We start from the raw sequence: 21,597 nt of genomic DNA, 5'->3' as shown, positions 1-21,597 counted from the left end.
CCCCCTTTCAGAAAAATAAGCATTTAGACTCATTCACATTCCCTTAACAAGGTAATTCGTATGATTTATGTTATCTTTACAATAATCTGCAAAAAATAACTACAAAAGTTAACGAAACATTTCTACAATAGGTATTGTGGTCAAAAAAATTAGAAAGGCGGAGATCAGGTGAAGAAGCAAGCACATAGGTCTAAACGAAGGAAAAACCTGTCTATTCTGCTCACTTCCATGATGTTGATTAGTCTCATTCTCCCAGCAGTACCTACTCATGCAGAAACAGAAAGCGGCAGCGCCGTAAAGGTCAGTATCTTAGCCACAACGGATGTTCATGCGAACATGATGAATTATGATTACTACAGTGACAAAGAAACAAATGAATTCGGTTTGGAAAAAACAGCCGAGCTGATTGACAAGCACCGTTCACAAAATCCCAATACACTCCTTGTTGATAACGGAGACCTGATTCAAGGAACCCCTCTTGGAGAATACGTTTATAAAAATGAAAAAGACAGCATCATCAATCAAACAAAGGTTCACCCCATTATTCATACACTCAACAAACTAAAATATGATGCAGGTACACTCGGCAATCATGAATTTAACTACGGTTTATCTTTTCTTGACGGTACCATTGCGGGCGCCAACTTCCCGATTGTCAATGCGAACGTCAAAAAGTTAAACGGAGAACACCGATTTACTCCTTATGTCATTCAGGATAAAACCTTTAAAGATGCAAACGGAGCCTCCCAAACTGTGAAAGTCGGTTACATAGGATTCGTACCACCACAAATTATGACGTGGGATAAGAAACATTTAGATGGACAAGTTCAAGTGCAAGATATTGTGGAGTCTGCCAATGAAACCATTCCAGAAATGAAAGCAAAAGGCGCAGATGTCATCGTCGCTCTTGCTCATACAGGAATTGAAAAAACAGCTTCACCTAAAGGATCAGAAAATATGATCTTTGACCTTGCCACGAAAACAAAAGGCATTGATGCGATTGTGTCTGGCCACCAGCATGGCACATTCCCAAGCGCTGAATATAGCGGCGTAGACAAATTTGATGTCGCAAAGGGAACCATTAATGGCATTCCTGTCGTCATGTCAAAAAACTGGGGAAGCTACCTCGGAGTCATTGATTTAACACTAGAGCCAGACGGCAGCAACTGGAAAGTCACAGACGGAACAGGCAAAATCGAATCTGTTGCCGGGGTGACATCTCAAAACAGTACAGTGAAAAATGCCATTCAAACAACTCACCAAAACACCCTAGATTACGTCAGAAAGCCAGTTGGAAAAACAGAAGCAGACATTAACAGCTTTTTCGCTCAAGTGATGGATGACCCTTCTATTCAAATCGTGACAGATGCCCAGAAATGGTATGCACAAGAAAAAATGAAAGATACTTCGTACAAAAACTTGCCGATTCTCTCTGCGGGTGCGCCATTTAAAGCCGGCGGACGCAACGGTGTGAACTATTATACAAATATCGCAAAAGGTGATTTAGCGATTAAAAACATCGGTGATCTCTACCTTTACGATAACACCGTGCAGATTGTAAAACTAAAAGGCAGTGAAGTAAAAGACTGGCTTGAAATGTCTGCTGGTCAGTTTAACCAAATCAAACCAAATACTTCAAATGAACAGCCTATTTTAAACGAAGAATACCGCTCATATAATTTTGATGTAATCGATGGTGTGACGTACCAAGTAGATGTCACACAGCCTGCTAAATACAGCACAACAGGCACACTTGTTAACGCTAGTGCGAACCGCATCAAAAACTTGTCTTACAACGGAAAACCCGTTTCTGACAATCAAGAATTTTTAGTCGTGACAAACAATTACCGTGCATCTGGCGGCGGAGGCTTCCCGCACCTCACACAAGATAAAGTCGTGCTCGCCTCAGCAGATGAGAACCGCCAAGTGCTGATGGATTATATTATTGAACAAAAAACCATTAACCCAAGCGCAGATCAAAACTGGTCCATTGCACCAGTAAAAGGCGCAACAGTCACCTTTGAATCTTCTCTACTTGCAAAACCGTTCGCAGAGAAATCAAACAGCGTCGACTTTATTCGAAATGCCAGCACAGACGGACTTGGCGTGTACAAGCTAGCGTTTAAAGATGATGGTACAACAGAACCACCTGCAACAGACAATTGGCATTTAACGGTGATGCATACAAACGATACACATGCCCATCTGGATGATGCAGCAAGACGCGCAACCAAGATCAAAGAAGTTCGCGCCCAAAGCGAAAACAATATTTTATTAGACGCTGGTGATGTCTTCTCTGGTGATCTCTATTTCACAAAATGGCAAGGACTTGCCGATCTGAAGCTGATGAACTTAATGAAATACGATGCCATGACGTTTGGGAATCATGAATTTGATAAAGGTCCATCTGTCCTTCGTCAATTCCTGACAGGTGACGCATCCAGTGTTGATGCTAAAAACCGTCATCAGTTTGAAAAACCGAACTTCCCGATCGTGTCATCAAACGTGAATGTCTCTAAGGAAAAACAGTTAAGCGACTTAGTGAAAAAACCAGCAACATTTAAAGCTGGTGAGAAAAAAGAAGCTGGCATTTACCCTTACATTCTGCTTGATGTAAATGGTGAAAAGGTCGCTGTATTCGGTTTAACCACTGAAGACACAGCCGTTACATCCAGCAGTGGTCCCAACATTCAATTTCAAGATGCATACAAAAAAGCAAAAGAAACAGTCAATACCATTCAAACTGAAGAAAAAATCAATAAAATTATTGCGCTTACACATATTGGCTATAATCGTGATCTAGAACTGGCTCAAAAAGTAGATGGCATTGATCTCATCATTGGTGGTCACACCCACACCCTTGTTGAAAAATTAAAGGTCATCAATAAAAAAGAACCAACGATTGTTGCGCAAGTAAAAGACTACGGACAATTTTTAGGAAAAGTAGACGTGGCCTTTGACAAAAAAGGCGTCGTACAGCCAAAAGAATCTACTTTTGACCTCATCACGATCGACGACTCTGTGAAAGAAGATGAGGACGCAAAAGCGATTCTTGATCAGTACAAGGCAGATATCCAAGATTTAAAAACCGAAAAAGTCGGGACGTCTGATGTCTTCTTAGATGGACAGCGTGAACACGTCCGTGCAAAGGAAACGAACCTTGGAAACTTTATTGCAGATGGCATGTTAAAGAAAGCACAAGAATCTGCTGGGGCTGACCTTGCCATTACAAACGGTGGCGGTATTCGAGGCAGCATTGAAAAAGGAGATATCACATTAGGGGATATTTTAACGGTGATGCCTTTTGGAAACACACTATATGTCGCAGATTTAAAAGGCAGTCAAATTAAAAAAGCGCTTGAACAAGGTCTTTCAGGCATTGAAGAAGGCGGAGGCGCATTCCCTCATGTAGCTGGCATTGAATATACGTTTACGCTCAGTAAGCCTGCTGGCAGTAGACTGATTGATGTCAAATTGAAAGATCAAAATGGCAATCTGACTGACATTGATGATCAGAAAACATACCGCGTGGCGACTAACGCATTTGTTGGCACAGGCGGTGATGGCTACAGCGTCTTTACAGAAGCGTCTCATGGTGAAGACTTAGGCTATGTTGACTATGAAATTTTCAAAGAGCAAATTGAACAGGCAGACGGTCATATTTCTCCAGTCATCGACCATCGAGTGAAAGAAGTATTCCTTCCTCGCTTGAAAGGAAAAGGCGCCTATGACATTCAAGATGATGAGAAATTCCAAACGTATGTGCAGCATACGAACAAAGCATTGCTCTATTTAGACAAAGCAACCGAAGCGAAAAAGGTTCAATTGTCTCTATCAAAAGGGCAAGTAGCTGAACTGAAGAAACGAGAGCAAGATCCAAACGTCACCATCTATCATGACAAAGTCGGTCTAGCATTACCGCTCTCCAATTTGTCAGAGCAACAAGCAGATATATCAATGGCAAAAACAAATAAGGTGAAAAACGCATTAACCGACACATACGATTTCCAAATCAAACAAGATCAGAAAAATGTGTCTACCTTTAAAGATCCCGTCACACTGTTCTTTACATTAGATGCGCCTGAAAAAGCGAAAAAACCAGGTGTCTATTATGTCGATCGTGAGAAAAACCGCTATGCCAAAACAAGTAACGGTTCATTCGAAAACGGGATTGTCTCAGGTCAAACGGAGCACTTTAGTGAATACACCGTACTCAATCAAAGTGAAGCTGCTGGAACAGCTCCAGGCCAAAATGGCGGAGACGGTGGAACTTCTGCTCCAGGCGGTTCGGATCCAAATCAGGATGGAAGCGGCTTACCAGGCGGCACACTGCCGAATACTGCAACGATGATGTATACAGCGGTATTAATTGGCTTGCTCATGCTCGCCTCAGGCGGTATCCTTTATTACTACCAGCGCAAACGCACACGAGACAAAGTATCATCTTAATAGAAAAGGACAGAGCATTGGCTCTGTCCTTTTTTCATGCAATGATTTTGTCTTCCTTTAACTAATTACGACTGAATAGTTTGTTCCATTTGAATAATGATTGGCTCGGAAAATAAAGATACCTTTAGCCCTTTCTCATTTTGTGCAAATGCCTTAACTTTGTATTCCCCATGATTTGTTGTCTTTAAATCATAAAATTTGTCTAGTGAATAGTTTTTTGCATCTATCTTTTTATTGTTTTGATAGACATACCAAGCAACTTTATTATCAGTCTCTGTTTTTGCAATAAATTTACAACTACCATCAACATTGTTTCTTTGAATCTCAATATCCAGACTTGGGTATCCTATATATTCCCTTATTTTCCTCTTTAATATTGGTGGAAATGCCTTTGCTACATCACTATGTTTATCATAATCTCCTAGGTCGAGATTATATTGTAATCCAGCATCATCTAGATCTTTCGTTAAAGGCAGTACATGTTCTTGATAAGACATTTCGCCTTTACCTAAATGTATCAAAATATTTGGCTTGTTGTGAGTTTTGATTATCATATTTTTCATTATCGTGTTTAAAAAAATATGATCTCCCTCTAAGTCATTCCCGGCCATAAATTTTACAACTTCGTTCGTTCTCGTTTGTTCTAGTAAATAGTCACCTAGTAAATATTGCGGAGAAGCAGAAATTATATAATCGAATCCGTATTTTATTCCATAATACATTGCAGCGTATCCACCTTTGCTAGATCCAGCAGATATGACTGTCTTTATGTCATTTTCTCCGATGATTTTCTTGATTAATTTTATTACCGAGCGTTCAATCGAAAAGTCCCTATTTTCACACAAATAATAAGAAGCCCTTGCCCCGAAATCATCTAATATGAACAATTTATTGCAATCAAACTCTTCTATCGTTCGAACATAGTTATAGCTAGGTGGTGAACCAATTTTTTGGAATGCAGAAAAGACAATGACAAGCGCATCTGTTTCTTTGAAAGATTTTCTAAATACATACTTTACACTCTTTTCACTATCGAAAGTTTTTTCATCCTTAAACATTCATTCACTCTCCACAAAATTTTTCATTATGTTATTTTCTTTTATATTTAGGAGGGACACTACTTCCTCGTTCTTACTTTCAATTTCTTGATCTTCTTTTAATGCACTTTTTTATAAAATAGAATACACCTATTCGATTTTCAAATTTTTCTTCTATTAGTACATCCTCCCTAAATCCTATATATATATTATCATTTCATTACAAAATAATATACAGAATTCGAGACCCAGCAACCTTTTTTCTACTAATTTAATAGCAGAAACTCTTTTGCATACTGTCTTCATGTTCTAGATTAATTCATTTTCTGGTATAAGTATCAGACTGGGTAAAATGGTTTCCAAATCGGTGCTTCCGCTGATAACCACATTATCTTTTGATATCATTGGATTTTTATGTATATTGAATGACTTTCAATATACGAATCAAGATGTCTTCTTAAAAGAAAAGGACAGAGCTTCGGCTCTGTCCTTTTTCCATCTCACTATCAATCTTGGGATAAATACATCCAATGACGGTCATCAAATTCTTTCACATCATCTGACCCTATATGACGCAGCATTCTATTAAAGAACGTGATATCATCTTCATCATCAATGGCATATAAATCCTCTTGAACATATTCTCTCGTAATGAAATTCGTTAAGTTCGTGTTATTCACAAATTCAGCAAAGTACGATTTCACAAGGGTTAAATCTTCTTCATTTAATATTTCATCACTGATAATTGAAATATGAAATACATTCAAAATCCCTTGAATGTCTTCTTCATCCATATAACATAATGGCTCTAATTTTCTATCTTCTTCCGTAAACGGTTTTCGCGTGTCTTCAATGATGACATAACATAAAATCCTGTGATCTTTCATCACGCTAAAAATTTCTAAATCTCTTAATTTTAATGGTCTATTCAGTCTGATCATTTGTCCTCCTAGAATGTTGCTCTTGTTTCCCTAAAACCTGAAATAGACAGAGCCTCGGCCCTGTCTACTTCTCTCTTCTAGCAAAATCCACGAATCTGAAACGATCTAGCCGGTGGCGGCTTTCGGTGTATTGGAATAGACTCGTATCCTCCAAGAACACATAATTTTTCACCACCACCACATGATCAAACCCGTTCAAATCGAGATACCTTTCATCCTCTTCTGTACATGGCTCGACCACAAATTCCTTTTGTGCGTAGCTAATCGAAACCCCAAGTTCTCCTTCAATATACTCGTAGATCGATCCTTCACAAATGTCCTTAGACAAGACCTGCACATGTTTTTGCAAAAAGTAATCTTTGTCTAAAATGACTTCTTCTCCGCTAATATTGCGAGAGCGAATGACTTCCCAAACGTCCTCCTGCCCACTGATTTTCAGCTGAGACTGAATATACTGATCTGGCTTGATTAAACCGAACTCATGAACCGTTGTTACCGTCTTGCGTCCAAGCGTTTGGGAAAGCTCTTTAAAGCTGACAAGACCCGAAACTGGGAACTGCATTTTCTCTCGATTCAGCAATACTGAGCCTTTCCCACGAATTTTTTGGATATAGCCATTTTGCACAAGGATGTTTAATGCCTTTCTCACCGTCTCACGGGATGTGTCATACATGACAGACAGCTCATGTTCTGATGGGAGGATGCCTTTATCCTGCCATTCACCTTGTTCAATTCGTCTTGCGAGCTGATCATAAATCACTCGAAACTTATTCTCTTTCATTTTCCTTCCGCCCCATTTACTAGCGTTTGGTTAAATGATAAACGATTGACTCATATGGGCGCAACGTAAATCCCTTGATATCTGCCGGCACATCCTCATAATTGGACAGCAGGACTTGCCCTTCCATTTCATTGACATCCTTTGCAAGCTCATCTGGAAGTGTAAAGTCCGTCTCGCCTGCATAAAAATGATTGATCACGAGAATCTTCTCATCTTTGCCTTCTCGGACATACGCAAACACCTTTGGATCATCTGCCAGCAATAAAGTAAAGCTTCCATAGGTGATTACATCAAGTTCCTTACGAAGCCTGCAAAGGGCTTGATAATGATAAAAAATCGACGTCTCATCTTTTAAAGCAGCTTCTACTGAAATATCGTTTTGAGCTGGTTCAATCCAAGGCATACCTTTTGAGAACCCCACATTTTTTTCCGACGTCCATTGCATAGGTGTCCTTGCGTTATCTCTTGATTTGACCTGTAAAATTGCCAAAGCTTCTTCCTTTGTTTTCCCTTTTTCAAGCATGACTTCGTACATATTGAGTGATTCGATATCGCGGTATGACGAAATGTCCTCAAAGCGAGGATTCTTCATCCCAATTTCTTCACCTTGATAAATATAAGGAGTGCCTTGCATCAAATGAATGGTGGTCGCCAGCATCTTCGCTGATTGCTGATGGTACGTGCCATCATCACCGTATCTAGACACGATGCGTGGCTGGTCATGGTTGCACCAAAAGAGTGCGTTCCAGCCGCCGCCCTCATGCATTTTCGTCTGCCATTCTGACAGAATGGATTTCAACTCTAGAAAATCAAATGGCGCAATGGCCCACTTTTCACCGTTAGGATAGTCAACTTTTAAATGATGAAAATTAAACGTCATATCCAGCTCCTGCCGATCAGGTCTTGTATACCGAATGCAGTCTGCAATATTCGTTGAAGACATTTCCCCCACGGTCATGCTATCGTATTTCGAAAACACTTCCTGATTCATTTCATGCAAAAATTCATGAATTCTCGGCCCATCTGTATAGTACATACGCCCGTCACCTTGCACTGATTGCCCGGCATCATCTAAAAAGCGTTGATCCTTTGAAATGTTATTGATGACATCCAGTCTGAATCCATCGATCCCTTTTTCAAACCAAAAGTGCATGATGTCATATACTTTCCTGCGCACTTCATCATGTTCCCAGTTGAGGTCTGCCTGGGTAACATCATATAAATGAAGATAATAGTCACCTGTCGCTTCATCTAATTCCCACGCTGGCCCGCCAAACTTTGACTGCCAGTCATTCGGAGGAGAGCCGTCCGCTTTCGGCTCCTTCCAAATATAATAGTCTCGATACGGGTTCTCCTTCGACTCTCGGGAGGCTTGAAACCACTCATGGAAAATGGACGTATGGTTCACGGCTAGATCCATGATGACACGGATCCCTCGTTCATGTGCTTCTTTCAGCATGTGCTCAAAATCAGCCATTGTGCCGTACATGTCATGGATTTTTGTATAATCACTAATATCATAACCATTGTCATGCTGTGGTGACTCATACATAGGGGTCAGCCAAATACAATCCGCCCCTAGCTCTTTGATATAGTCGAGCTTTTTCGTCACGCCATTGATATCACCTGTACCAGAGCCTGTTGTGTCTAAAAAGCTCTTCGGATAAATTTGATAGACCACGGCTTTTTTCCACCACGGTTCGTTTGTTTGTTGATTCAATTTCCTTCACCACCACTAGTTCAGTTCTTGTGATACATCCTTCTTTTTAAGTTTTGCATATAAAAGGGTACCAATGAATGGGACGATCAGCACAATCACCATTCCGATGGCAAATGCCCCCCAATATTTCGGAATGATCGAGAAGATTCCTGGAATGCCTCCAACGCCGACTGAACTTGCCAGTACCCCTTGTGAGGCAATAAACATACCAGCTATCCCTGAACTGATCAGGGCAAAAATAAACGGGAATCTATAGCGCAAGTTCACCCCAAACATCGCCGGTTCAGTAATGCCCAAGTAAGCAGAAATACTTGATGTCAGCGAGAGCCCTTTTTGCTTTTCATCTTTTAAGACAAACATCATCGCAAGTGCCGCTGATCCTTGAGCAATATTAGACAGGGCGAGCATTGGCCATAGGAACGTTCCGTGCAGTTTTGAGTTAATCAGCTGAATATCGACTGCTAGGAACGTATGGTGCATCCCTGTAATGACTAACGCTGCATACAATCCGCCGTATAAAAGGCCACCAAGTGCTGCGAATTGCTGGAACACGGTGACGAGTCCAGATGTTAAAACGTTTCCGATCGCAAATGTAACGGGACCAATGACGATAAATGATAAAAATCCAATGAGTAGTAATGTAATTGGTGCAACAACTAACAGCTGAATACTTTCAGGTGTCCGTTTTGTTATAAATAATTCGAGCTTTGCGAGTAAATAGGAGGCAACGAGTATCGGCAGAACTTGCCCTTGATAACCTACCTTTTGCACTTCAAGTCCAAACAAATTCCAAACAGGAATGTCACCTGTCTTTTCCGCCGCTCCATATCCCCACGCATTCAACAGATCTGGATGTACAAGCATCAGTCCGAGGACCATCCCTAAAAGTGGATTACCTCCAAACCGCTTGACAGCCGACCAGCCGATTAATGCTGGCAAAAAGGTAAAGGCAGTGCCTGCAATCAAGTTGATCATATTTGCTAAATCCGCCCATGCCGGATACACATCCACAATGGATTTTTGATCAAAGAAAATATCAGGAGCTGTTAAAATATTATTAATCCCCATCAATAAACCGGCTGTCACGATAGCTGGAAGGATTGGAATGAAGATATCTGCAAGCGTTTTCACCGCACGCTGCAGTGGATTTAATTTCTGATCAGAGGCACGCTTGACGTCCTCTTTTGTCGCTTCGCCGATTCCCGTCTGTTTGACCATTTCGGCATAAACCCGATTCACCACTCCTTGACCAATGACCACTTGGTATTGGCCATTCGCTGAGAAAGATCCCTTCACTTCATCAATTTGTTCTAGTGCTTTCTCATCCACCTTAGCTTCATCTTTTAGCACAAAACGAAGTCTTGTCACACAATGTGTGGCTTGATCAATGTTTTCTTTGCCGCCAATGGCTTTCACAATCTGATCTGCCGCTGCCTGATAATCAGCCATGCTATCCCCTCCGAGATCGTTTTTTTATAAGAAAAAAGAATCAAAACTTGTATATACATGTTCACCTCATATTTTATATTTGTATATACATGTAGTCAATAAGAAAATGTAGCGCTTTCATAAAAAAAGCTCCCTCAATGTGCTCAGAGAGGCAGCGTGTCATCATCTTTTTTTATGCTCCGTTAGTTTTTCGTAGACCCTATTCTTATAAAAGGAGGAGGCTGGACGAGCAAACGTTTGGCGCTTGGATGTGAGTTCATCAAGACGTTTCTGTTTTTCCTCACATACGAGAGAGAGTTTTTTTCTTTCTTCTCCATCTATACTCGTTTTCAGTAACTCTTTGACCGTCATTAGTTCTTTTTTCAAAGCGGTTTCTTCCCCGGCAAAGCCAGCATTTTTCATGATTCGATAGCCCATCCTCAGCTCTTCAGGTACATGAGCAGCATCATCCTTTGGCAGAGGTTTCCCAAAGCCTGATAATCCTTCAAAAGCTCCATTGTCCATCGCCTTTTTGATCCGTTCTTCTGACAATCTCTGCGCAAAATCCATGACACGTCTCCTTTCAGGTCGTCTGATATTTGGTTAAGCATAGCAAAAAAGCTGACTCTCTCACAAGAGCCAGCTTTCTCGTTATTTTTTGTCGATTTTAAAAGTAGATACCATTTGTGCCAAGTCCTCTGACATGTCAGAGAGCTGTTCAATCGCACTTGAAATTTGCTGCATTCCAGCACTTTGTTGTTCTGTTGCTGCCGCTACTTCTTGAGAGCTTGCCGCATGTTCTTCTGACACGACCGAAATTTGTTCAATCGATGTAGAAATTGTTTGATATGCTCGTTCTACCTGCTGAATAGATTGAAGCAAATTGTTCGTTCTGCTTGCAAATTGAGACACTCCATCATAAATACCAGCGAAGTTCTGCGAGGTGCCTTTCATTTGCTCACGGCCTTCTTCCACTGCTTTACTGCTTTCCTCCACGCTTTCAAGGACACGCTGACTATTTTCCTGTGTGCCAATGACTAAGTCTGAGACCGTTTTAGCTGCATCAGCTGACTGTTCAGCTAACTTACGGACTTCATCAGCGACAACAGCAAATCCTTTTCCTTCTTCTCCTACACGTGCTGCTTCAATAGAAGCATTCAGTGCAAGCAGATTCGTTTGCGCTGAAATGTCCGTAATAATGGAGATGACACTTTCAATTTCTGTTGAATGTGATTGTAATTCTTCTGCCGCTTGCTTGGAGCTTGTCATCATGTCGTGTAACATGTTGAGATGTTCAAGCACATGCTGCACTAATTTTTGACCAGATTCTGACTGCTCTTGTACTTCTGATGAAACAGATTTCATTTCATCTACTTCTTTTGTTACGCCTTCGATTTGAGTATCGATTTCCGCAACAGATGTTGTGCAGTCTGTAATGTTTGCGACTGAATCATTGATTCCTTCACTCATATTCGTCATCGCTTCTGACACTTGCTGTGCACTTTGACTAGATTCCGTTGTCACTGTGCGAAGCTGTGAAGACATTCTCGACACTTCACTTGATGAGTTTGAGATCTGTCCAATAAGCTCTTTGATCCGCCCCTGCATTTTCTGGAAGGAAGCCGCTAATTGACCGATCTCATCTTTACTTTGAACTTCTACCATGCCAGTTAAATCACCATCTGCAATTCGATCCGCTGATTCCATTAATGAACGTGCTGGTTTTGCAATTCTTCTTCCCATGAAGAATGAGAAGAGTAATCCACCGATGAGCACAATCGCAGATGCTACTGTAATATAAATTGTCAGCTTTTTCGTTGTTTCTGGAACAACAGACGCGTCTAAGTCAATTCCTAAAATCCCCGTGAGTTCACCGCCTGAATCTTTAATTGGTAAAAAGACGGATTTATGAGTCCCATACGAATCAACGTAAATATCACTTTTGACCATTTTATCTTCAGAAAGAGCTTGTTTCATTTCATCTGAAAAGACATAATCTTGATCAAAATCATTGTCTTCCCCTGTTAGTACGATGATTCTTTCTTTGCCGCCCTTATTTGATAACACGTATAAGTTCTCAAGCGTATGATCTTTTTGTAGTTCTGTGAATTTCTTTTTGATCTCCACATAAATAGGATCATCCTTCCCGCTAATGCTAAGGACATTTCCATCAATATTATCGATTTCTTTTTTAGCTGTATCAATATCTGTTGTTAATCGATAATCAAATTGCTTTAATAATTGGGAAGATAAATCCTGGCTAACTAAATAAAATGTTAGAACGAATAATGCAACGGTTGCGAGTAATGTTACGACAACGACTGACATGATTTTGGAGGATATCGTAAGTCCTCCAAACTTCCTTTGTTTCGCCATTTTTTTCTACATCTCCACTCTCAATTTTAATTTAAGCCTCTACACTTTCAAATTGTCCACAAACAGATGCAATGACATCTTTTAAATAAGATACGATATGAGGGATATGCTCCGGTAACGTATAAGGTGAAATCACAAAAAATTTACTCACACTTAGATAGAATTCTTGACCTTCTTTGGCGTTGACTTGTAAAAACTTCGTTGTATCACCAAAGAACATTTCGTCTCTTTTCTCTCCAAGCTTTTCAAAGAGGATTTTGTTCAAATCATTGTTGCGCTCAATTTCCATAGCAGTTGCTTCTCCTGATATTTCTTCCTTAAAACGAGGAGATCCGTCTAGGTAAATTCTAAACAATGTAGCCATTCCGACATTGTCATCATTGACGACTTCTGCTTGTGGAATTTCCTGACGAAGTGCTTCTCTAAATGCAAGGTTCACCTCTAAAAATTGACCGAGCAAGCGCTGGTATCCTTCAATTCCAAACGTTAGTAGCACACTTAGCATGCTGATGGAGCTTCCCATTCTTGAGCATTCAAGCGTATAACCGGTATGGTACTCCCCGTATCCTCTATGTCCAACATATGGTGTTTCTTGTTCTTCTAGGTCCAAGCGCTTTAAGTCAGCAGCGTTTTTCACTAAGAATAAACTAGATGTGTACGGTGTTTGTCCAAGTTTTTGAAAATCAAAACACATCGTATCAGCAAGAGAAAGATGCTGAAACTTTGCTTTGATTTCTTTTAACATACGAAGAACACCGTCTGAGAATTGCAGCGGGTTTTCAGATACATCATACTCATTAAAGAAAGCAAAGAATCCACCAAGCGCCGAATCTGCATGAATATGCGGCACCTTGAGACCATACTTCTCAGCAATGGCTTCGGCCGTTTCACGCACCCCTTTTACATCATCAATTGCAATGGCATCTGTTGTTCCGGTTGTTGCCACAATATAAACGGGAATTCCGCCATTTTGGGCAACACGTTCCATTTGACAACGCAAATCTTCCATATCCATCGAATGATCTTTATTCGTCTTAATTCTGATTAAGTTGTCTGTGCCAAGCCCTGTTGCTTCCATTGACTTAAATAAGCTGTAATGTGCTGCATCAGAACAAAACGCATAAAGATTTTGCGGGACACCTTTTCGTAATGACTCCGGTGCAACTTTCGAAATTGCTAAACGAAGCCCCGAGAAAATAGCCCCTTGACCTCCCCATGTTGTGTAGCCCCCGCTCACATTTGGATCATATCCGATGAGCTTAGACATCATTGAGACCACTCTGACCTCAGCTTCTGCGCCTGCTGGTCCATACACATCCCATAGGTTGTTTCCGTTAACCAGCATAGCCGTCAGCATGCCTAGAATTCCTGGTGTACTTGCCATTGGCAAAATGTTCGTGAAGAAATACTTCGTGTGGTATGGATGATTATGTAAAAGCTTCAGTAATTCTTCATTCACAAGTTCCGCTTGTTGTCCGTTCATCGGAATTTGACTTGTTTCAGTGAGCTTTTTGTAAAAGTCCTCCTCGCGATTCTTTTCACCTTTTAGGTGAGCACGGTTCGGATCCTTCAGGTCATCGACCCCTGAAATGATCTGTTCCATTAATTTAATGAGTTCTTTCCGCTCTTCTGCATTTCCGTCCTCACTCGGAAACCAGTTCTGAACGAGGTTCTGTGCTCGTACAGTCATATACTATCAATCCTTTCAATGGAAGATTTCCTGTCACTGTCTATATCGACCCCGTTTCAAAAGTTTATAGTGTCGAACTGTTCACTTAAGTATATTTAGATAATTTGTTCACCCATCAAAAAGAATAGAACCCTTACAATACACATCAAAACCATTATGTTTGTGAAACAATAAAATATATTAATATACTTACACAAAGGAATTATTATCCAGACAATTCAGCGGTTTATTCGTTCATTTTTTTTACTTAACCTGCATAAACATTAATAAACACTGGAAATACGCCTAAATGCACCATTGTAGAAATCAAATTAATTCTTTAGACTTGTGTCTTTTTACCTGTTTTATTGATATAGCAACAGGAAAAATACAGAATTTTCTGTAATTATTAGGATGAATTTCACAAAAAGTTTTTCGGAGATCGAATATTTTCGATGTCTTCCCAACTCTAGCTCGGACAGGCTGCCTTAGGTGCTCACCGGTTATGACTTTTCTATTTGTGCATTTCATGGTATATTCTAATGGTTCGTTTTCTTTCGTTCCGCCTCTTCCGTTTAACGGAGAAAAGGAGTGTTTAAATGAAAACATTTATTCAAAAAAGGGGCCTCGGCTTCTTTGTAATTGCAGCCATCTTGTTATGGCTCAAGACGTATACAGCTTATTTAATCGAATTTAAACTTGGTATATCAAATGTGCTTCAGCATATTTTGCTTTTTGTGAATCCTATTAGCTCCAGCTTGTTCTTTCTTGGCTTTGCTTTATTGTTCAAGAAAAAATGGCAGCCTGCCGCTATCATTGTGATTCACTTTTTCATGTCTTTTTTACTTTACGCAAACATCGTGTACTATCGATTCTTCAATGACTTTATCACGCTGCCTACAGTGATGCAGGCAGGAACGAATGGCGGACAATTAGGTGATAGTGCATTTTCACTCATGCGTTGGACTGATATGTTTTACTTTCTCGATACCATCATCTTGATCGTACTCGCAGTCCGCATGAAAAGACAGCAGCAAACAAGTACAGCGACTGTACCTGTTCAAAAAACAAAATCGTTTAGACTCGTTCTTGTGTCCTCTGTTCTGATCTTTGTTGTCAACTTAATCGCAGCAGAAATTGATCGCCCAGAGCTTTTATCAAGATCGTTCGACCGCAATTATTTAGTCAAATACTTGGGTGCTTATAATTTTACGGTGTTTGATGCCATTCAAAATGTGAAATCAAACAGCCAGCGTGCCCTGGCAAATTCAAGTGACGTAACAGATGTAGAGAATTATCTAAAGGCGAACAGCGCTGATCCTAACCCGGCTTATTACGGGAAAGCGAAAGGCATGAACGTCATTACAATTTCTCTTGAATCACTGCAAAACTTTGTCATTGATTACAAAGTGAATGGAAAAGAGGTCACTCCTTTCCTCAATTCATTAGCCCATGACAACAAAACGTTTTATTTTGATAACTTCTTCCATCAAACAGGACAAGGAAAGACATCTGATGCGGAATTTATGATGGATACGGGGCTTTTCCCATTATCACAAGGCTCTGTGTTTATTAACAAAGCTCAAAACACATATCAGGCGCTTCCTGGCATTTTGAAAAAGGACCAATACACGTCCGCTGAATTCCACGGGAATACGAAAACGTTCTGGAACCGAAATGAAATGTTTAAGTCCTTTGGATATGACAGATTTTACGATTCTGAGTACTACGATATGAATGAACAAGATACGAAGAACTATGGATTGAAAGACAAACCGTTCTTCAAAGAATCCATGCCAATGCTTGAAAATCTAAAACAGCCGTTTTATTCGAAATTCATTACGCTGTCAAACCACTTCCCATTTGGTATGGATGAAGGTGATACCGATTTTGAACCTGGCGACTTCGGAGACTCTGTCGTTGATAACTACTTCCAATCTGCTCATTATTTAGATGAAGCCATTGAACAGTTCTTTAATGACTTGAAGAAATCCGGTCTCTATGACAATACCGTCGTCATTATGTACGGTGACCACTACGGCATTTCAGAAAACCATAATGAAGCGATGGAAAAAGTGACTGGCGAAAAAATTGGAGACTATGAAAATGCCCAGCTTATGCGTGTGCCGCTCTTTATCCATGTGCCAGGCGTAAAAGGCGGACAGATTCATAAATACTCTGGTGAAGTCGATGTTGCGCCTACCCTTCTCCACCTGCTCGGAGATGATACGAAGAACTATTTAATGTCTGGTTCTGATATCTTATCGAAGAACTTTAAAGAGCTTGTGCCATTTAGAAATGGAGACTTCGTGTCTAAGGACTACACGAAAGTAGGCAATAACTATTACAGCAACAAAACAGGTGAAAAAATCGAGCCGACTGAAAAGGCATCACAAGAAAACGAAACGGTGAAAAAGATGCTAGAGACATCTGATAAGATTGTCACGGAAGATTTACTCCGTTTCTACAAACCTAAAGGCTTTACACCAATTGAGCGCAATGATTATGACTACACAAAGAAAGTACAGGATGAAAAAGATTCTTCTTCCGCCAAAGATGAATCCAGCTCGTCTTCCAAATAACTTTCTCATTTAAGGCCCCAGCCGTCAGCTGGGGCTTTTTACGTTTGATCCGCATGACACCGGGTATAGTTGAAGAAGGAGGGATTGATTAATCATGAAAAAAACAGCAGCTTTTATCGTGACCGCTTCACTCGCTTCTTCCACCTTATTCGGTTTTAGCCCATCGATTTCAGCGCACGCCATGACCAAAACGGAGACAGAACAGTCCATTCCTCAAGGGCCGAAAGCAGCGCTAAACAGTATTTATCAGCTAGCACATCAAGGACAAATGCCATACTATGCAGAAGGACTCAAAATAGGGGTTCAAACAAAAAAAGACGTACGACATAAACTAGGACAGCCTTATCCAGAAACCGGTCAAAGCGGCTTTGATTTGTATCATGCTGAGATGGGCAACCCTGGATTTGCTTTTCACTATGACAAAAAAGGCAAGATTAACGAAATCCGTTATTTTGGAACAAATGTAGAAAAAGAAACGAATATCGGAGGAATGACTCCTTCCCTATTAAAGAAACAGCTTGGACCAGCAGATTCAGTCAGCACCATCCCGCAAACAAAAGAGAAAAAATACGTTTATCAGACCGGTAATTATGAGCTCGAATTTATCGTCGGACATGATCCAGATATCAGTCAGCACGAGCTGACTGTGGTGCATATTAACCTCATCAAAGCCGGTTCCTAAATAAAAAGCATCCTGAGTTTTCACTCAGGATGCTTTTCTTTATTATGATGCCACTTCTAAATGCGGCTTTCTTTTCAGTTTTCGCTTAAGGACTGGACCTGCTACATAATCAAGGCCAAGTTTTCCGGCATTTCCTTTCGCTGCCATAATGAAGACGGCGATCAGAAGAAGAAGCGGGTTAACAGAAACGGTTCCAGCTAGTAAGAAAGAGACATTCATCACGCTTCCAAAAAAGGCTGCTGTTGTTGTGAACAATCCAACAATTAGTCCTAGACCAACTAAGATTTCTCCCCACATGACCATGGCACTGAAGAGTCCGGCATTTGGCAACGCGACATTTTCTAAAAACCAGACATAGAACGGATAAACAAGATGTCCATCTTTCACAACAGGTTCAGCTATGGCAAATTGCAAATATCCTGATGCATCGAATCCGCCTGTTAGTTTTCCAATACCAGATGTCAGCCAAGTCCATCCGATATAAAGTCTTGCTGCCAAAAGGATAACCGCTGCCCATACATTCGTTTGTAAGAATTTTGTAAACATGATGATGCCTCCTTTTAAATTATGTGAAATATTTCACATTTTCTTTATGATCTTATTATACTACTTAATATACATTTGTGATCCTTTTCACATATATATTCACAAATTGTTCATGAATATCTAGTCGAGGTAAACTTTTCCCTTGCTATGGCCGTCTAAGTTATTTCAGACAGTAAAAAGGGGTTATACTTGGTATGAAAACATTATTTCATTTTGCTTATTTACAGGCCATCTCTTGTCTATTTCCTGTCATGATCTTTACGGCGCTTGCCCTATCAAAGGTCGTGTCTATTCCTTTTCTTCATCGATATGATGTTATTCTTCTGCTTTGCCTCATGGCACAGCTTCTCATGCTGATGCTACGGCTTGAAACGCTGACAGAGTTGAAGGTTATTTGTCTCTTTCATGTGATTGGAATAGGCTTAGAAATCTACAAAGTACATATGGGTTCATGGTCCTATCCTGAAGAGGCTTATACGAAAATCTTTGGGGTTCCGCTCTATAGCGGTTTTATGTATGCGAGCGTGGCAAGCTATATTTATCAGGCACTGACTCGACTTCACGTGAAGGTGAAAGCATGGCCTCATCCGTATCTTTCGATTGGGATCAGTTTATGTATTTACTTCAATTTCTTTACTCATCACTGGATTTATGATCTACGCTGGTGGCTGACATTACTCCTAGTGGTTGTGTTTCGAAAAACAACAGTTTCCTTTCAGGTCGGTTCATCGACCTTTCGCATGCCGCTTGTTATCTCGTTTTTGCTGATTGGCTTTTTTATTTGGGTGGCCGAAAATGTCACGACCTTTTTAGGAGCATGGCAATATCCAAATCAGCAGCATGCTTGGTCTATCGTCCATCTTGGTAAAATCAGTTCATGGTTTTTACTTGTTGTCATCAGCATTGTACTGGTGATCGAACAGCGAAAACAAAAAAACGTTCAGCCCATTTGATCTGGCTGAACGCTTTTTTTAGTCCCGAGCGACTTCCTTGCGAAGATCATCGGCGACAAATTCGACATTTGTTCCAATGATGATTTGTACGGAAGTTTTTCCTGACGTCAGTACCCCTTTGGCACCTGCTTTTTTCAATGTACCTTCATTTAATAAATTGGTATCTTCTACTGTTAAACGAAGACGGGTCGCACAATGGTCAATTGTGGTGATATTGCCTTTGCCGCCTAGTCCCTCTACGAGAATACTTGCTCCGGCAGTATGTGTATCATCCCCTGAAATATCTTCGATGTCATCATCTTCCCTGCCCGGTGTTTTTAGCTTTAACAATTTAATCAGGAAATAGAAAACAACAAAGTAAATCACGCCATAGATGACCCCAACTACAAGTAACAGAATGGGTTTTTGCGCAATTCCAAAACTTAAAACGTAATCAATCGCACCCGCTGAAAAAGCGAAACCGCTATGAATGCCTAAGGTGTTGACAATAAAGAGCGAAAGACCAGTTAATATCGCATGAACACCATATAAAAGTGGAGATAAAAACATAAATGAGAATTCAATTGGTTCTGTGATCCCTGTAATAAATGACGTCAGTGCCATTCCAATCATAAGACCGGCTGTTGCTTTTCGTTTTTCAGGCTTTGCGGTCACAACCATCGCGAGACATGCCGCTGGCAGCCCGAACATCATCACTGGGAAGAAACCAGTCATAAAGACACCTGCACTTGGATCGCCTTTGAAGAACCGCGCTAAATCACCTGTCGCTCCGCTGAATTCACCGAATTGAAACCAAAATAGATTATTCAACACATGGTGAAGTCCTAATGGAATGAGCAAGCGGTTAAAGAAGCCAAACAGCCCGGCACCCGTTGCTCCAAGACTTAAAATCCACTCTCCCAAATCATTGATCACACTTTGAATTGGAGGCCATACATATCCAAAAACGGCTGCTAATAGAATGGTAAAAAGTGCTGTCATAATTGGCACAAGCCGTCTTCCACTAAAGAAACCTAAGTATTCCGGCAGTTTCGTGTCCTTAAATTTATTGTAAACGTAACCTGCCAAAAGTCCGCACAAAATACCACCCAATACCCCCATATTGTTGGTCGAATTGATCGACGTGGTACCAGCTGACAAAATAAAATAAGAGATCGCTCCAGATAACGCCGCTGCCCCGTTACCGTCCTTTGAAATACCAATCGCTACACCCATAGCAAAAATTAAAGCCAAATTCGCAAAAATTGCATTTCCTGCCGCATGAATAAACGGGATGTTGAATACATCTTCTCGCCCAATAGCCAAAATGATACCCGCTGCAGGAAGCACAGCGATTGGAAGCATAAATGATTTTCCTAACTTTTGAAAAAACTGAAACACCATCTTATTTCTCCCCCCTTCGTCATCATCATGAACAAATCTCTCATGATGTTCATAAAAAATATATCATATGCACATCTAGTTATCTATACCAATTTGTCCACACCTCACCCGAATCTCAGCCTTTACTCTTTTGGCGTAAAATGTGGTAAGCTATTGAATAGAATGAAGTTATAGAAAGCGGGAATGAACAGTGATTGTCAAACATGATCATGAGTTAGAAGCCTTAAAAAAAGTCGGCCGAATTGTCGCTTTGGCAAGAGAAGAAATGAAAAGCCAAGCGAAACCAGGCATGTCTACAAAAGAATTAGATTTGATTGGGAAAAAAATATTAGAAGAACATGGAGCCAATTCAGCTCCTGAAAAAGAATATGATTTCCCCGGTACGACTTGCATCAGTGTCAATGATGAAGTCGCACATGGCATTCCAAGTGAAAAAACCATTTTACAAGAGGGCGACCTCATTAATATTGATATCTCAGCAGAGCTTGATGGATATTATTCCGATACTGGGATTTCATTCGTTTTAGGTACAGGAGATGCTCGTCTTGAAGCATTATGCCAGTGTGCAGAGGATGCATTCCTTGAAGGATTAAAGCATGCGAAAGCCGGTAAAAGACAAAATCAAATTGGCCGTGCGGTCTACAATACAGCGAAAGAACAAGGATTTACCGTCATTAAAAACCTGACAGGACACGGCATTGGGAAAAGCCTGCATGAAGCACCTAACCATATTTTGAACTATTATGATCCATTCGATAATGCTTTGTTTAAGAATGGGACAGTGATCGCCTTTGAACCTTTCATTTCAACAAATGCCGAGTCGATTTATCAAGCGGATGACGGCTGGACATTTAAAACACCTGATAAGAGCCTGGTCGCACAGATTGAACATACGATTGTGATCACAAAAGACGAACCGATTATTTTAACAAAGCTGTAAGCAAGCGGGTCCCCTCCTTCACTGGAGGGGATTTTAGCGTGTAGACAAACCCTCGCATTCGGTGTCAGTCCTGCGCGCCAGTACTCGTCCTTCCTAGACTTCAAAGGTTT

15 protein-coding genes are annotated in these 21,597 nt (G+C 40.6%); 5 read left to right on the top strand and 10 right to left on the bottom strand.

The genetic code is table 11. The features are described 5' to 3' along the window. Positions 1-168: 168 nt before the first annotated feature. The gene (locus tag ACNO7B_RS03800) at positions 169-4,449 is read left to right on the top strand and encodes a multifunctional 2',3'-cyclic-nucleotide 2'-phosphodiesterase/3'-nucleotidase/5'-nucleotidase (protein WP_417901210.1); all 4,281 of its coding nucleotides are present in this window, start codon (positions 169-171) and stop codon (positions 4,447-4,449) included. Between the two features lie 65 nt (positions 4,450-4,514). Here ACNO7B_RS03800 and ACNO7B_RS03795 read toward each other — a convergent pair whose 3' ends face one another. The 8 genes from ACNO7B_RS03795 to ACNO7B_RS03760 all read right to left on the bottom strand — a co-directional run bounded on the left by ACNO7B_RS03795 (position 4,515) and on the right by ACNO7B_RS03760 (position 14,422). Beyond that, the gene (locus ACNO7B_RS03795) at positions 4,515-5,507 is read right to left on the bottom strand and encodes a Two component regulator three Y domain-containing protein (protein WP_417901209.1); all 993 of its coding nucleotides are present in this window, start codon (positions 5,505-5,507) and stop codon (positions 4,515-4,517) included. Positions 5,508-5,992: 485 nt separating this feature from the next. Next, positions 5,993-6,427 (bottom strand): terpene synthase, encoded by a 435-nt coding sequence (locus tag ACNO7B_RS03790; RefSeq protein ID WP_417901208.1) that lies wholly within the window; start codon positions 6,425-6,427, stop codon positions 5,993-5,995. A gap of 64 nt (positions 6,428-6,491) precedes the next feature. Next, entirely contained in the window at positions 6,492-7,208 is a 717-nt protein-coding gene (gene treR, locus ACNO7B_RS03785) for a trehalose operon repressor (protein ID WP_007496585.1), read from the bottom strand. Between the two features lie 19 nt (positions 7,209-7,227). Continuing rightward, positions 7,228-8,928, bottom strand: coding sequence for an alpha,alpha-phosphotrehalase (gene treC / locus ACNO7B_RS03780; protein ID WP_417901207.1), 1,701 nt, complete (start codon positions 8,926-8,928; stop codon positions 7,228-7,230). 15 nt (positions 8,929-8,943) lie between these two features. Continuing rightward, positions 8,944-10,377: a PTS system trehalose-specific EIIBC component gene (gene treP, locus ACNO7B_RS03775; RefSeq protein ID WP_035703666.1), complete on the bottom strand. Its 1,434-nt coding sequence runs from the start codon at positions 10,375-10,377 to the stop codon at positions 8,944-8,946. Positions 10,378-10,539: 162 nt separating this feature from the next. Next, positions 10,540-10,926 (bottom strand): DUF1992 domain-containing protein, encoded by a 387-nt coding sequence (locus ACNO7B_RS03770; RefSeq protein ID WP_019743529.1) that lies wholly within the window; start codon positions 10,924-10,926, stop codon positions 10,540-10,542. Between the two features lie 81 nt (positions 10,927-11,007). Beyond that, entirely contained in the window at positions 11,008-12,732 is a 1,725-nt protein-coding gene (locus ACNO7B_RS03765; protein WP_099496387.1) for a methyl-accepting chemotaxis protein, read from the bottom strand. Positions 12,733-12,763: 31 nt separating this feature from the next. Continuing rightward, complete coding sequence (locus tag ACNO7B_RS03760; protein ID WP_217609074.1) at positions 12,764-14,422, bottom strand: pyridoxal phosphate-dependent decarboxylase family protein; 1,659 nt, start codon at positions 14,420-14,422, stop codon at positions 12,764-12,766. Positions 14,423-15,000: 578 nt separating this feature from the next. Between ACNO7B_RS03760 and ACNO7B_RS03755 the strand changes: the two genes are divergently transcribed. Then, positions 15,001-16,983: an LTA synthase family protein gene (locus tag ACNO7B_RS03755; RefSeq protein WP_017358781.1), complete on the top strand. Its 1,983-nt coding sequence runs from the start codon at positions 15,001-15,003 to the stop codon at positions 16,981-16,983. A 94-nt stretch (positions 16,984-17,077) separates the two neighbouring features. Beyond that, a complete protein-coding gene (locus ACNO7B_RS03750; RefSeq protein WP_417901206.1) occupies positions 17,078-17,665 on the top strand; it encodes a YjgB family protein in 588 nt (195 codons plus the stop codon). Positions 17,666-17,707: 42 nt separating this feature from the next. Here ACNO7B_RS03750 and ACNO7B_RS03745 read toward each other — a convergent pair whose 3' ends face one another. Continuing rightward, positions 17,708-18,211: a DoxX family protein gene (locus ACNO7B_RS03745; protein WP_007496570.1), complete on the bottom strand. Its 504-nt coding sequence runs from the start codon at positions 18,209-18,211 to the stop codon at positions 17,708-17,710. A gap of 194 nt (positions 18,212-18,405) precedes the next feature. Here ACNO7B_RS03745 and ACNO7B_RS03740 point away from each other — a divergent pair, with 194 nt between their 5' ends. After that, positions 18,406-19,164, top strand: coding sequence for a DUF817 domain-containing protein (locus ACNO7B_RS03740; RefSeq protein ID WP_417901205.1), 759 nt, complete (start codon positions 18,406-18,408; stop codon positions 19,162-19,164). 18 nt (positions 19,165-19,182) lie between these two features. Here the strand turns inward: ACNO7B_RS03740 and nagE are convergent, their stop codons facing one another. Then, positions 19,183-20,547, bottom strand: coding sequence for an N-acetylglucosamine-specific PTS transporter subunit IIBC (nagE, locus tag ACNO7B_RS03735; protein WP_038475020.1), 1,365 nt, complete (start codon positions 20,545-20,547; stop codon positions 19,183-19,185). A gap of 190 nt (positions 20,548-20,737) precedes the next feature. Here nagE and map point away from each other — a divergent pair, with 190 nt between their 5' ends. After that, the gene (gene map / locus ACNO7B_RS03730) at positions 20,738-21,487 is read left to right on the top strand and encodes a type I methionyl aminopeptidase (protein WP_008341769.1); all 750 of its coding nucleotides are present in this window, start codon (positions 20,738-20,740) and stop codon (positions 21,485-21,487) included. Positions 21,488-21,597: the final 110 nt, after the last annotated feature.

This window comes from Bacillus sp. AK25 (assembly GCF_048270685.1).
Lineage (GTDB): Bacteria > Bacillota > Bacilli > Bacillales > Bacillaceae > Bacillus > Bacillus altitudinis.
This window is presented reverse-complemented; position numbering and strand designations above follow the sequence as displayed.